General features: G+C 71.1%; 9 protein-coding genes. 2 read left to right on the forward strand and 7 right to left on the reverse strand.

Annotated features, from left to right (window positions below):
• Positions 1-22: 22 nt before the first annotated feature.
• Entirely contained in the window at positions 23-757 is a 735-nt protein-coding gene (locus IE185_RS02475) for a TetR/AcrR family transcriptional regulator (protein ID WP_138899168.1), read from the forward strand.
• Here the strand turns inward: IE185_RS02475 and IE185_RS02480 are convergent.
• On the reverse strand, positions 736-1431 hold the full coding sequence (locus tag IE185_RS02480) for a DUF4230 domain-containing protein (RefSeq protein WP_138899167.1): 696 nt from the start codon (positions 1429-1431) through the stop codon (positions 736-738). The genes IE185_RS02475 and IE185_RS02480 overlap by 22 nt on opposite strands.
• 113 nt (positions 1432-1544) lie before the next feature.
• On the opposite strand from IE185_RS02480, the gene IE185_RS02485 reads away from it, so the two are divergent.
• Positions 1545-2066, forward strand: a complete 522-nt coding sequence (locus IE185_RS02485; RefSeq protein WP_189714501.1) for a GNAT family N-acetyltransferase — start codon at positions 1545-1547, stop codon at positions 2064-2066.
• A 59-nt stretch (positions 2067-2125) separates the two neighbouring features.
• Here IE185_RS02485 and pulA read toward each other — a convergent pair whose 3' ends face one another.
• The 6 genes from pulA to IE185_RS02515 all read right to left on the reverse strand — a co-directional run bounded on the left by pulA (position 2126) and on the right by IE185_RS02515 (position 14263).
• Positions 2126-7444 (reverse strand): pullulanase-type alpha-1,6-glucosidase, encoded by a 5319-nt coding sequence (gene pulA, locus IE185_RS02490; protein ID WP_373303674.1) that lies wholly within the window; start codon positions 7442-7444, stop codon positions 2126-2128.
• Positions 7445-7491: 47 nt separating this feature from the next.
• The gene (locus IE185_RS02495) at positions 7492-9189 is read right to left on the reverse strand and encodes a carbohydrate-binding module family 20 domain-containing protein (protein WP_138895650.1); all 1698 of its coding nucleotides are present in this window, start codon (positions 9187-9189) and stop codon (positions 7492-7494) included.
• 373 nt (positions 9190-9562) lie between these two features.
• Complete coding sequence (locus IE185_RS02500; RefSeq protein ID WP_189714503.1) at positions 9563-10606, reverse strand: LacI family DNA-binding transcriptional regulator; 1044 nt, start codon at positions 10604-10606, stop codon at positions 9563-9565.
• Positions 10591-12270: a glycoside hydrolase family 13 protein gene (locus IE185_RS02505; RefSeq protein WP_138895651.1), complete on the reverse strand. Its 1680-nt coding sequence runs from the start codon at positions 12268-12270 to the stop codon at positions 10591-10593. Before IE185_RS02505 ends, IE185_RS02500 begins: the two co-directional genes overlap by 16 nt.
• An 83-nt stretch (positions 12271-12353) precedes the next feature.
• On the reverse strand, positions 12354-13208 hold the full coding sequence (locus IE185_RS02510; RefSeq protein WP_138895656.1) for a sugar ABC transporter permease: 855 nt from the start codon (positions 13206-13208) through the stop codon (positions 12354-12356).
• Between the two features lie 44 nt (positions 13209-13252).
• Positions 13253-14263, reverse strand: coding sequence for a carbohydrate ABC transporter permease (locus IE185_RS02515; RefSeq protein WP_138895652.1), 1011 nt, complete (start codon positions 14261-14263; stop codon positions 13253-13255).
• Positions 14264-14281 lie beyond the last annotated feature (18 nt).

The raw sequence follows: 14281 nt of genomic DNA on the forward strand, positions 1-14281 counted from the left end.
CGGCGGCGGCTACGCTGCTCGTATGACGACCGGGGTGCGCCGAAGAATGGGCGTCGAGGAACGCAGGCAGCAGCTGATCAGCGTCGCACTGGAGCTGTTCAGCCACCGCTCGCCCGAAGACGTGTCGATCGACGAGATAGCGGCCGCCGCGGGCATCTCGCGGCCGCTCGTGTACCACTACTTCCCCGGCAAGCAGAGCCTGTACGAGGCCGCTCTGCGGCGGGCGGCCGACGAGCTCGCCGGGCGGTTCGTCGAGCCGCGCGAGGGGCCGCTGGGCGTACGGCTGTTGCGGGTGATGGGCCGCTTCTTCGACTTCGTCGACGACCACGGCCCCGGCTTCTCCGCGCTGATGCGCGGCGGCCCCGCGGTCGGTTCGTCGACGACGAACGCCATGATCGACGAGGTGCGCCAGGCTGCGTACGAGCAGATCCTCGCGCACCTCGGCATCACCGAACCGCCGGCCCGGCTGGCGATGGTCGTCCGGTCGTGGGTGTCGCTCGCGGAGTCGACGGCACTGATCTGGCTGGACGGGCGGGCGATCCCGCGCGCCGAGCTGGAGCTCCAGCTGGTGCACGACTTCGCGGCCCTGGCGGCGGTGAGCGCGGCGTACGACGAGGAGATGGCCCGCGTCCTGCTGGACATCCTCGCCCTGGAGCCGGCCGACGGGCTGTTCGCGGACCTGATCGTGCGGCTCGCCGCGCTGACGCCCGGGGCGGCGCCGGAGGCCGTGCCCGGTCAGCGGCCCGCGTCCCCGTAGTGGACGGTGACGTCCTTGAAGCCGAGTGAGCGCAGCAGGCCCTGGAGCATGCTGGTGGTGTTCTTCTCGGCGCGTGCGGTCAGCTCGCTCTCCTCGGCGGCCTCCCCGATGTGACGGGCGGCGAGGCGGTTGACGGCGCGCTCGTCGGCCGGGTTGTCGGAGAAGAGGTCCCCGAGCCGGTCGAGCAGGCCGCGTTCCTTGGACACGGCGTACGAACGGTCCGGGTCCAGTGCCGGCTTGCCGAGCCGCGCGTGCGGCAGGCGCAGGGTGGCCGCGGTGCGGTCCTCGTTCACGGTGACCTGCCCCTCCCCCACCTTGCCGAGGTCGACGTACGCGCCCACCGTGCCGGCGCCGACGAACAGCGTGCGGGTGCCGCGCACGGCGTCGGGGAGGAACTTGGCGTCCTTCTCCAGGTCGACGACGACCTGGAAGTTGCCGGACGCCGCCTCGTAACGGCTCATGTCCTGGATGGACTTCAGGAGGGCCGGACCGGACCGGTCGTGGGTCTCCTCGCCGAAGAAGTCGTCGAAGCCCGGCAGCAGGCTGAGCCTGCTCCCCGCGAACAGCAGCGCCACCACGACCGCGAGGACGCCCGCCACCTTGGCCCAGCCGGGCAGGCCGGTGCGGCGCGGGGACTTGCCGGGCCGCCGCTGTGCGGCGTCGGTGAGAGTCATACGGTACGGATTCCCCCGTACCCCTTGGTCACTCGGCGCTTGACGTACGACGCCTCCAGGTCGCGTACGTCGGCGGGGTTTCACGCGTCCCGGCCACCCTTACGGTGATCCGCATGACGACACACGTGCGCTTCCGCAGGGCGGACGCGGAGGACGGCGCGGACCTCGCCCGGCTGGTCGCCCTGCACGACGGGGCGGCCCGCTGGATGCGGAGCCGGGGCATCGCGCAGTGGCAGCCGGGCGGCAAGGACGAGGAGCACTTCCGGCTGCGGGCGAAGGAGGGGGAGGTGTGGCTGGCCGAGGCGGGCGGGGTGCCGGTCGGGGCGTACGAGCTGTGGTGGGACGACGAGCCCGCCTGGGGGGTGCAGCCGCCGGTCGCGGGGTACGTGCACCGCCTGATGACCGACCGCGCCGCCGCGCCGCCGGGGCTGGGCCGCGCGCTGCTCGCCCGGGCGGAGCGGCGGATCGCGGAGGCCGGGCGCGAGCTGGCCCGGCTCGACTGCCTGACGTCGAACCCCCGGCTGCGGACGTACTACGAGGCGGCGGGCTACCGGGTGGTGGGCGAGCAGCCGGCCAAGGACGGGGGCCCGGGCGGGAATTCGTACGGGGTGACGCTGCTGGAGCGGCGGCTCTGACGCCGGGCCCCCGCCCCTGCACGGGCCGGGGGCAGACCCCCGGCCCGTGCAGGCCCTCCTTACTTCTTGGTGAAGACGGCGACGGATCTGGCCGGGACCGTGAAGGTGCCTGTGGCCGGGTCGTACGTCGACTTCCTGACCGTCGTGTCCGCGCCGGCCGCCTGCACCGGGTGCAGCGCGTACGGCGTGTCCGCGAGGCCGGTGACCTGCTGTTCCTGCCGCGTCGGGGTCGCGTTGAAGACCACGACCAGGTCGCCGGCGCGCATGGTGATCACGCCGGGTGTCTCCTCCTTGCCCGACAGGGGGAAGGAGACCGCCTTCTGCACCTGGTCCGCCGACGTGAGGCTGAAGGTCTTCTCCGTCGTACGGATCTTCAGCAGGTCCTGGTACGCCGCCGACGCGCCCTCGATGTCCTCGCAGTCCGGGGTCAGCGCCGGGGTGGTCAGCAGGGGCCTGGAGAAGGACCACTTGCTCTTGTTGTCGGCGGCGGGCGGCAGGCCCCGGCCGAAGCCGTTGCCGGCGGCGCAGTCCCAGTGGATCGCGTTGAACCAGTCACCGCTGTCGTAGGAGTTGCGGTCCAGCGACTTGGACCGCAGGAGGTCGGTGCCCGACTGGGACAGCGCCGGGCCCTGCGAGAGCGCCGCCGTCGCCATGGCCAGGACCTGCATGCGCGCGCGGTCCGCCGCCGGGGTGGCGCGCGGCAGCTTGAAGGCGAGGGCGTCGTAGAGGGTCTCGTTGTCGTGGGCGTCGGCGTAGGCGAGGGCGTCGCCGGGGGCCGCCGCGTATCCGGCGGGTGCGCCGTTGTAGTCGACCTCGGAGCCCTTGACCGTACGGCCTGCGGTGTCGGTGAAGGTGTACGCCGCCAGGTTGCCGGTCAGGCCCACCTTGATCAGGTCCTGGTAGTGCAGGAGGCGGGCCTTCTGCTCGGCCTCGGTGCCGTTCGGGGCCGAGGAGTTGGGGTCGGTGTAGAGGCCGGAGGCGAAGCCCTGGACGCCCGGGTCCTCGTCGAAGGGCCCGCCGCCGCGCACCGCGTCACGGGCGCGATCGGAGAAGGTGGCGATGCCCGTGCCGGCCATGTTCTTCTGGGTGGCCTGCTCGAAGCGGGCGTCGTCGGCGATCTCGCCGAAGTTCCAGCCCTCGCCGTACAGGACGATCTTCTTGCCGTCGACGCCGTCGCGAGCGACGGTCAGCTCGTCCAGTGCCTTGCGGACGGCCAGCATGTTCGCCTTCGGGTGGTGGCCCATGAGGTCGAAGCGGAAGCCGTCGACCTTGTAGTCCCTGGCCCAGGTGACGACGGAGTCCACGACGAGCTTGCCCATCATGGCGTTCTCCGGCGCGGTGTTGGCGCAGCAGGTGGAGGTGGCCACGCTGCCGTCGGCCAGCAGCCGCTGGTAGTACCCCGGGACGATCTTGTCGAGTACGGACTTGTCCGCCTGGCCGGCGGCGACCGTGTGGTTGTAGACGACGTCCATGACCGTGCGCAGGCCCGAGTCGTTCAGGCCCTTGACCATCTGCCGGAACTCGACCGTGCGGCGGGTGCCGTCGGGGTCACTGGCGTACGACCCCTCGGGGACGGTGTAGTGCAGCGGGTCGTAGCCCCAGTTGTACGCGTCCTTCGCCGCCGCCGTGGCCACGCACGCCTGCTGCTCCTCGGAGTCGGGGGCGTACACAGAGAGGTCGCAGGCGGGGCGCTGCTGGTCGGTCTTCTTCTCGGGAATGGTGCCGATGTCGAAGACGGGGAGGAGGTGGACGTAGGAGGTGCCGGCCTTCGCCAGCTTGTCGAGGTGCTTCATGCCCTTCGAGCCGCGGTCGGTGAAGGCGAGGTACTCCCCCGGGTGCTTCGCGGTGCGGTCGGCGATCGAGAAGTCCCTGACGTGCAGCTCCTGGATCTGCGCGTCGCGCAGCGGGGTCGCGGCCGGCTTCCTGAGCGTCGACCAGCCCTTGGGGGCCAGCTTCGGGTCGGTGAGGTCGACGACGAGGCTGCGGGCCGAGTCGGCGGTCAGCGCGGTGGAGTAGGGGTCGGTCACCTTGTTGGTGACGAGCTTCTGGACACCGGGCGCCCAGACCTTGACCGCGTACCGGTACGGCTTGCCCGTCCAGGAGGTGGCGCCGGCGACCGACCAGACGCCGGTGCGGTCGTCGCGCCGCATGGGGACGCTGCGGCCGTCGAGTTCGAGGGTGACGTGCTGGGCGGTGGGGGCCCAGAGAGAGAGGGTGGGACGGCCCTTGCGGAACACGGGGCCGAGTGACGCCTTGGTGGCCCCGGCGCTGTAGGTGTCGTCCAGTACGCCGGGCAGCTGCACCCCGGTGGCGGCGAGCAGGGCGCCGTTCGCGGCCCGCTGGGTGGCGATGATCTGACCGCGCAGCGACTCGCGCACCCGGTCCCGGTCGCGCGGGTCGACGGTGAACGCCGGGTGGTCCTTGAGGTGCGGGTACTTCGCCTTCTGGGCGTCGGTGAGGGCGGAGGGGGTGAGCCGCAGCCAGCGCCCCTCGTCGGAGAGGGCCCCGTCGACGACGGAGATGCCGCCGTCACGGGCGTACACGAGCTGCTGGCTGGTGGCCTCGGTGGCCTTGACCTTCCAGACGACCGTGTCCTTGTCGATCCACTGCGCCTCGGCCTTGCCCAGGTCGAGGGAGGTGGCCCCGGCGCTCTGCGGCAGCAGGTACTTCGGCTGCCCGGCGAGCATCCACACCTCGTGCCCGAAGGTGGCGAGGTCGAGGGACTGGTCGCTCGGGAGGTCCTTCTCGTCGCCCTTGTGCAGGATGTAGCTGAGCGATGTGGCGCCGGCGGCGAGCGGGACCTCGAAGGTCACGCCGTACGCGTCCTTCTTCACCGGCATCAGCGGCTTGGCCCAGTCCGTCGGGTCCTTGGCGCCGGTCCAGGTGTGCAGGCCCCAGCCGTCGTAGTCGCCGTCGGCGCGCTGGTAGTGCAGTACGGCCTTGCTCTTGTCCTGGGGCGGGTACGCGCCGTCGGGGGCCTTGACGGCCTGGCCGTCCTTGCCCTGCTCGATCCAGACCTCGCCGGTCCTCCCGAGGTCGACGGTGCGCTCGGGGCCGTCCGCCGTGCCGTTCTTCTCGACGGTGTACGGGAGGGACGAGGCGCCGGCGGGGAGCTTGATCCAGGCGAAGGCGCCGTAGGCGTCGCGGCCCGTGAACGCGGCCGTCTTGTCACCGGCCTTGAGCTGCCAGCCGTCGTAGTCGCCGTCGGGTCGCTGGTAGTGGACGACGGCGTGGTCCCGCTCGACGGCCGTGGGCCGGTCCGGGGCGGGGGCCTGGCCGGCGGTCGTCGACGCGAGGGCGCTCGCGGTGCGCCCGGCGCGGTCCACCACGACCGCCTTGTAGCGCAGGGTGGTGCCGGCCTTCACGTCGCGGCCCAGGTACTGGGTGACCTTGTACGGGGCGTGGTCGGCGGTGCCGAGGGTGCGCCACTTGCCGGTGCCGGTCTGGGCGGCGAAGACGACGCGGTTCAGTTGCCCGCCGTCGACGTCCGCGCCGATCTCGACGGTTCCGGTGGCGCCCGCCGCCGGTGCCTTCAGGGCTATGGCCGGCCGGGCGGCCGGGGCGGGGAGGGGCTCGGCCGCGCGGAATACGACGGACGACAGCGCGGGCACGGTGACGGTCAGCTTGCGGCTGTCGTCGCTGCGTGCCGCTTCCGAAGCGCCGTACAGGGGGCGGAAGTCGGCGCCGGCGGTGGCCACCGTCAGTTCGACGGACTTCGGCCCGGCGCTGTTGTTGGTGGCGACGACGTACTCCGTGGCGCGCTCGGCGTCGGTGCGCGAGAAGGCGTACACGGGGCCTTCGGCGTGCAGCTCCCGCTGGGCGCCGTCGCGCAGTGCGGGGTGGGCCTTCGTCAGCTTCGAGAGCGCGGCGATCGACCGGTAGACGGGGTGCGTGGTGTCGTACGCGTCGGAGGCGTGCGTACGGTCCGTGCCGAGCTGGTCGTCGTCGAGGTAGTCCGCGGTCTTCGACGCGAAGAGGGTCTGGCGGGCGTCCTTGTCGCCGCCGGCGCCCGTGAAGCCCTGCTCGTCACCGTAGTAGACGACCGGGTTGCCCCGCGAGAGGAACATCAGCTCGTTGGCGAGACGCGCGCGCTTCAGCAGCTCCGCGTCACCGGCGTCGGGGTTGTCCTGCTTGAGGAAGGTCCCGATGCGGCCCATGTCGTGGTTGCCCGTGAAGGAGACCTGACCGTAGGCGTTGGCCTTGTCGGTGGTGTAGCGGTAGTCCTCGGCGAAGACCTTGGCCAGCCGGGTGGCGGGCCCGCCCTGGGAGGCGTACGAACGGGTCGCGTCCTGGAGCGGGAAGTCGAGGGTCGAGTCGAGTCGGCCGCGCGTCACATAGGGCGAGGTGACCTCGGTGTCGGCGGAGTAGACCTCGCCGAACATGAAGAAGTCGTCCCGGCCGCGCTTCTTCGCGTACGCGTCGAGGGCGGCCGCCCACTGGGTCCAGAAGTGCAGGTCGACGTGCTTGACCGTGTCGATGCGGAAGCCGTCGATGTCGAAGTCGCGGACCCACTTCTGGTAGATCTCCGCCATGCCGTCCACGACCTCGGGACGCTCGGTCCACAGGTCGTCGAGGCCGGAGAAGTCACCGTACTCGGAGCTCTCTCCCGCGAAGGTCGAGTCGCCCCGGTTGTGGTACATCGTCGGGTCGTTGAGCCAGGCCGGGACCTTCTTCTCGCCCTCGCGCGTCTTCGGCGTGTAGGGATAGGCGTCCGCGTCGACGTGCGCGACGCCCGCGCGGTCGTCGAAGGGGCGCCCGTTCCCGTCGAGGTACGGGTAGGCGCCCTTGGGGCGGTAGCCGTACTTCTTCTCGGCGTAGTCGACGGTGTCGGCGGTGTGGTTGGTGATGACGTCGAAGAAGACCTTCATGCCCTTGTCGTGGGCCTTGTCGATCAGCTTCTCCAGGTCGGCGTTGGTGCCGAAGTGGGGGTCGACCTGGGTGAAGTCGGTGATCCAGTAGCCGTGGTAGCCGGCGGAGGCGTCCTTGCCGGTTCCCTGCACGGGCTTGTTCTTGAAGATCGGCGCCATCCAGATGGAGGTGGTGCCGAGGTTCTTGATGTAGTCGAGCTTCCGGGTGAGGCCCTTGAGGTCGCCGCCCTGGTAGAAGCCCTTGTCGGTGGGGTCGTAGCCCGTTTCGAGGCGTGAGCCGGTGAGCCCGCCCCTGTCGTTCGCCGCGTCGCCGTTCGCGAACCGGTCGGGCAGTACGAAGTAGAACTGCTCGCGGGTCAGGTCGTGCCGCGCGGGCTGGGCGGCGAGTGCCTTGTCCGAAGGCGGCGCGGGGGGCTTGGCGGCGGCGGCCGGTACGGCCGGCGCGAGCGCGGCGCACAGCGCCACGCTCACGACGCCGACGGCCGCTCTTCGCAGGGGCGGGCGTATCACAGCGGGAACTCCTCGGTGGTACGGGCGGAACGGAGAAGGGGACGGGGTCAGTCGCGCCAGGTGTCGCTCAGCGTGACCTTGCCGCTCGCGGGGACGGTGGCGCTGCGGTTGGCGCCGCTCTCCCAGGTGACGTTGCCGGCGGCGTCCTTGCGGAGGTACTTGTACGCGAAGGCCGTGCCGGCGGGCAGTGCGACGTCGAGCTTCCACACCGGGTAGCTCGCCGGGTCCAGCTTGATCGCAGCCGCGGTGTTCCAGTTGCCGAGCGCGGTCTGATCGCCGGTGACGTAGATGTTCTGGCCGGGCGTGGTGGTGGCGTTGACGTGGAACGAGGCGCCGGCCGAGACCGGGGTCGTGCCGCTGCCGCAGGTCTTGGCGTTCACGTGCAGCGCGACGGCGGTGTGGGCGCCGAGGGTGGCGGTGAACCGGCCGGAGCCGTCGACCGTCACGGCGGTGTTGTTCTGGACGTTGCAGTAGGTGCCGGCCGCCAGCGAGGTCTGGAAGGTGCGGGTGAGCGAGGAGCCCTCGTGGTTGATGGCGACGTACGCCTTGTCGCCGCGGCCGAAGGCGATCTGGTCGCCCCCGTTGTCCCACCAGTTCGTGACGCCCTGACCGCGCGCCGCGTTCCGCAAGCCCACCATGCTCTTGATCTCGGTCCAGTCGTGCTGGCACTTCCACCCGTCGCTGTAACAGGCGTTCACTGTTCCGCCGTTGGGCGGTCCGGCGTCGTGGCTGGTGAACTCGTAGCCGGAGTGGACGTCCGGCGAGCCGTACGGCCAGGCCAGCATGAAGACGCTCGCCAGCGTGTAGTGGGCGCCGTCCTTGTAGTTGAGGGTGTCGCCGCCGCGCTCGGTGTCGTGGTTGTCCACGAAGACGGCCGACTTGCCGCTCTCCATGAAGCCCCAGCCCTCGCCGTAGTTCTTGAGGTTCGCGAGGTTCTCGTTGTTGAAGACCTGCTTGAGGCCCCGGCCGTAGCGGAACTCCTGCACGTCGCCCGAGCCCAGGTACTCGCTCGGCGAGACCGCCTCGCCGGCGCCGTGGATGGCCTCGTGCTTCCAGTACACGCCCGGGTTGTTCAGCCGGGACTTGATGTTGGCGAGGTCCGCGGCCGGCATGTGCTTGGCCGCGTCGATCCGGAAGCCGTCGACGCCCAGCGAGAGCAGGTCGTTCAGGTACGCCGCGATCCGGCCGCGCACGTAGTCCTCACCCGTGTCCAGGTCGGCGAGCCCGACGAGTTCGCAGTTCTGGACGTTCGCCCGGTCGCCGTAGTTGGATATCTGGGAGCGGCAGTCGTCGAGGTCGGCGCCGGAGTACACACCGGGGTAGGTGTACTTCTCGTACGACGAGCCGCCGGTGCCGGTCCCGTTGCCGGCCGCCATGTGGTTGATGACGCTGTCGGCGACGACCTTCACGCCCGCCGCGTGGCAGGCGCCGACCATGTTCGCGAACGCCGCGCGGTCACCGAGCCGCCCCGCGATCTTGTAGCTGACGGGCTGGTAGGAGGTCCACCACTGGCCGCCCTGGATGTGCTCCTGCGGAGGGGACACCTGGACGAAGCCGTAACCGGCCGGTCCGAGGGTCCGCGTGCACTCCTTGGCGACCGAGTCGAACTTCCACTCGAAGAGGACCGCGGTGACGTCCTTGGTTCCGGGCGGGGCGGCCTGCGCGGGCGAGGCGGGCGCCGCCAGGACGGCCGTACCGGCGGCGAGGGCGAGGGCGAGCGCGGCAGAGAAGGGTCTGCGAGCCATTGGTTCCTCCTGCATGGGGGGAGGTGCGGGTGCGACGGTGCAGCCTCGCGCGGCAACGCGCCTTGCCCTCAAGGCTTGAAGGTTCTTGCAGCAAGAAATGAAACCCTGCCGCGGAGCAGACCGTACGAGCCCTGACCAGCGGGGTCAACCCTTGTGACGCATCCCGCTTACCTGCGGGAAACCTGGCAGTTTCCGCTCTGCAAGCCCTTTCGCAAGCAGTTGCGGCTCTGCTACCTTCTCCCCTACTCCGGCCCGGCCGGCCGGGGGTCCGGGCACGCCCGGGCCCCACGCGCCCGACCGGCCGGGCCGGTGCCACGTCCGCACCGGCACCCGACACCCGCACGCGCCGTGCCCGTGCCGTCGCCGGGGCCCGTTACGCCCGGGGCCGCGCCGGAGCCGTCGAGTCGCGCACGACCAGTTCCGGCTGGAACACGTACTCCGTGCGCTGGACCGGGCTGCCGCCCAGCTCCTCCAGCAGCGCGCCGACCGCGGCGGTCGCCATCGCCTGCACCGGCTGGCGCACGGTGGTCAGGGGCGGGTTGGTGAAGGCGATCAGCTGGGAGTCGTCGAAGCCCACCACCGACAGGTCGTCCGGGACCTCCAGGCCGCGCTCGCGCGCGGCCCGCACCACGCCGAGCGCCATCATGTCGCTGCCGCAGACGATGCCCGTGCACCCCTTGTCGAGCAGCGCGCCGGCCGCGACCTGGCCGCCCTCGACGCTGAACAGGGTGTGCTGGACGAGGAGTTCTGCCTCGCCCGCGGTCATGCGCAGCGTGCTGCCGAGCGCGTCGACGAAGCCCTCCCGCTTGCGGCGCGACGGGACGTACCGCTGCGGGCCGACCGCGAGGCCGATCCGCTCGTGGCCGAGTTCGGCGAGGTGACCGACGGCCATCCGCATCGCCGCGTGGTCGTCCGGTGAGACGAACGGCGCGCTGATCGCCTCGTTGTAGCCGTTGATGAGGACGAACGGGACCCCGCGCGCCGCCAGGTCGGCGTACCGCGCGGGGTCGGTCGAGAGGTCGGCGTGCAGCCCGGAGAGGAAGACGATGCCGCCCACCCCGCGCTCCACCAGCTGTTCGACGAGTTCGTCCTCGGTCACTCCGCCCGGCAGCTGGGTGCAGAGCACCGGCGTGTAGCCGTGCGCCGCCAGGACCTGCTCGACGACCTGGGCGAACGCCGGGAAGATCGGGTTGGTCAGCTCCGGCGTCACCAGGCCGATCAGGCCCGCGCTGCGCCGCCGCAGCCGTACGGGGCGTTCGTACCCGAGGACGTCGAGCGCCGCGAGCACCCGCTGGCGCGTGGTGTCCGCGACGCCCGGCTTGCCGTTCAGCACCCGGCTCACGGTGGCCTCACTGACGGAGGCGTGCTCCGCGATGTGCGCCAGCCGCGGCGCGGGGACGGTCACACCGTCCACCACACCGTGGTGTCGGCGGGCAGATCGAAGTCGCCCTCGTCGTACGCGACTTCGCCGCTGGCCAGCAGCACGCGGCCGGGCGCGGGGACGCGGATCGCCGCACCCGTGGTGTTGACCGTGCAGACGAAGCCCTCGCGGGCGAAGGCCACCACGCCCTGCGGCGCGTCCAGCCACGCCACCTCGGTGCCCGCGCCGAGACCGGGGTGGTCGCGGCGTACGGCGAGCGCGGACCGGTAGAGCTCCAGGGTCGAGCCCGGGTCGCCGCTCTGCGTCTCGACGCTCAGCTCGCCCCAGCCGGCCGGCTGCGGCAGCCAGCTGCCGCCCGCGCCGAAGCCGTGGGACGGCCCGGTGGCCGTCCACGGGATCGGCACCCGGCACCCGTCACGGAAGCCGTCCTGGCCCTCCGCGCGGAAGAAGGACGGGTCCTGGCGGGCCTCGTCGGGCAGGTCGGTGACGTCCGGCAGCCCGAGCTCCTCGCCCTGGTAGACGTACGCCGAACCGGGCAGCGCCAGCATCAGCAGCGTCGCCGCGCGGGCCCGGCGCAGGCCGAGTTCGCGGTCGCCCGGGGTGCGGATCTGGGTGCCGAGACCGGGCGGGTTGGCGAACCGGGTCGCGTGCCGGGTCACATCGTGGTTGGACAGCACCCAGGTCGCGGGCGCGCCGACGGGCCGCATCGCGGCCAGCGACACGTCGATGACCTCGCGCAGCGCGGCGGCGTCCCACTCCGTACCGAGGTACTGGAAGTTGAACGCCTGGTGCAGCTCGTCGGGGCGCACGTAGTTGGCCGTGCGCTCCACCGTCGGCGTCCACGCCTCGGCCACGCCGATGCGCTCGCCCGGGTACTCGTCGAGGATGCGCCGCCAGGAGCGGTAGATCTCGTGCACGCCGTCCTGGTCGAAGAAGGGCATGACGTCGTTGCCGAGCAGCTTCAGCTGGTCGTGGCTGCCGAGGTCCGGCAGTCCTTCGGCCTTGACCAGGCCGTGCGCCACGTCGATGCGGAAGCCGTCGACGCCCATGTCGAGCCAGAAGCGCAGGATGGAGCGGAACTCGTCGGCGACGGCCGGGTGCTCCCAGTTGAAGTCGGGCTGCTCGGGCGCGAACAGGTGCAGGTACCAGTCGCCGGGCGTGCCGTCCGGGTTCGCCGTACGGGTCCAGGCGGGCCCGCCGAAGATGGACTCCCAGTCGTTCGGCGGGAGTTCGCCGTCGTCGCCCTTGCCCGGCCGGAAGTGGTAGCGCTCGCGCAGAGCGGAGCCGGGGCCCTCCTTGAGGGCGCGCTTGAACCACTCGTGCTGGTCGGAGGAGTGGTTGGGCACCAGGTCGACGATGATCCGCAGGCCCAGGTCGTGGGCGTCGCGGATCAGGGCGTCGGCGTCGAGCAGGGTGCCGAACATGGGGTCGATGGCCCGGTAGTCGGCGACGTCGTAGCCGGCGTCGGCCTGCGGCGAGGCGTAGAAGGGGCTGAGCCAGACAGCGTCGACGCCGAGGTCCCGCAGGTACGGCAGGCGGCGGCGTACTCCTTCGAGATCGCCCATGCCGTCGCCGTTGCCGTCGGCGAAGCTGCGCGGATAGACCTGGTAGATCACCGCGTCGCGCCACCAGCCGGTGCGCTCGTTGCCGAAGGCGGCGGCACTGGTGGGGGCGGTGGGAGCAGCGAGGTGCTGGGTCATGTCGTCCCTGGAAGTCATGGGGTGGGAGCGGCGCCGGGTCCTGGTGCGCGGCCCGGCGCCGCAGACGTGTGCGAGGCGGGCGGTCAGCCCTTGACGGCTCCGGCGGAGACACCGGTCACCAGGTGGCGCTGGGCGAAGAGGAAGACCAGCGCGGCCGGGACGGCGATGAGCACGGAAGCGGCGGCCATCGGCCCCCACTGGGCGCCGTACTGGTTGACGAACTTCTGGAGGCCGCCCGCGAGGGTCAGGTTCTCGTCGCCGACCATGAAGGCGGAGGCGTACGCCACCTCGCCCCAGGCGGTGACGAAGGAGTAGAACGCGGTCACCGCGATGCCGGGCTTGGCGAGCGGCAGGATCAGCCGCCAGAAGGTGCCGAACGGGGTGAGGCCGTCGACCTGGCCCGATTCGTCGATCTCGCGCGGGATGGTGTCGAAGAAGCCCTTCATCATCCAGGCGCAGAACGGCACGGCGATCGTGAGGTACGTGATCACCAGGCCGACCGGCTGGTTGAGCAGGCCCATGCTCGACATGATGTTGTAGATCGGCACGATCAGGACCGCGACGGGGAACATCTGCGTGATGAGCAGGGTCCACATCAGCCCGCGCTTGCCGGGGAACCGGAAGCGGCTCACGGCGTAGCCGGTCGTGGCGGCGACGAAGACACCGATGACGGTGGTCAGGCCGGCGACGAGCAGCGAGTTGGCGAACCAGGTCAGGAACGGGGTGTCGCTCAGGAGGTTCGTGTAGTTGGTGAGCGTCGTGTCCTTGAAGAAGTCGGTGCTGGTCGCGTACGCCGGCGGCTTGAGCGAGGTCAGCAGGACCCACAGCACGGGGAACACGGCGATCACGGACGCGACGACGAGCGTGGCGTGCAGCCCGACCGAGGCCAGCGGGGAACGCCGGCCGCGCAGCGGGGCGTTCGTCGTGGCGGGTGCCACGGCGACCTTGCTGCCGGGAGGGACTTGGGCGTCGGTGTAAGTGGTCACCAGACATCTCCCTGCTTGCGGAGCACTCGCCGGTAGACCGCGGCGAAGAGCATCAGGAGGACCAGGATCAGTACGCCCCAGGTGGAGGACTGCGCGAAGTCGCGGGGGCTGATCTCGAAGGAGAACTTGAACGCCTGGGTGACCAGGATCTGGGTGGCTTCGCCGGGTCCGCCGCGGGTGAGCAGGAAGATCACCGGGAACATGTTGAAGGTCCAGATCGTGCTCAGCAGGATCACGGTGGCGCTGACGGGCCGCAGGCCGGGCAGCGTGATGTGCCGGAAGCGCTGCCAGGCGTTGGCGCCGTCCATCTCGGCGGCCTCGTACTGGGCGCTGTCGATGGACTGCAGGCCGCCGAGGAGGGCGACCATCATGAACGGCACGCCGAGCCAGACGTTGACGGCGATGACCGAGATCTTCGCCATCGTCGGGTCGTTGAGCCACGGCACCGCGTCGATGCCGCCGCCGGCCAGGATCCGGTTCAGGAAGCCGCGGTCCTCGTTGTAGAGGAAGCGCCAGGCGAAGACGGAGACGAAGCCGGGAATGGCCCACGGCAGGATCAGCATCAGGCGGTAGACCGAGCGGCCCGCGATCCTGCGGTTGAGGATGTTCGCGAGGCCGAGGCCCAGCAGGAACGTGACGCTGACGCAGGAGACCGTCCACACCAGGGTCCAGCCGAGGGTGCCGAGGAACTGGTCGCCGGTGAGCGCGTCGGCGTAGTTGTCCAGGCCCACGAATTCGTACGTCGCGGGCATGTGGTTGACGCCGATGCTGCGCTCGACGTTGCGCTCGTTGGCGTCGGTCATCGACAGGTAGATGCCGCGGAACAGCGGATACCCGATGATCACGCCGATCACGGCGACGACCGGGGCGACCATCGTCCAGGCGTACCAGTGGGTCGAGAGCGCGCGCCGGAACGGGCCCGGCGTTGTACCAGCACCGCGGCTGGGGCCGCGGGCGACGTCGTCGCCCGCGGCCTTCGCCACCGACTGGCTGGTGTGGACAGCCATCAGTCGGCCTGCCTTCCT

Origin of the sequence: Streptomyces chryseus (assembly GCF_014650755.1) — a bacterium.
GTDB lineage: Bacteria > Actinomycetota > Actinomycetes > Streptomycetales > Streptomycetaceae > Streptomyces > Streptomyces chryseus.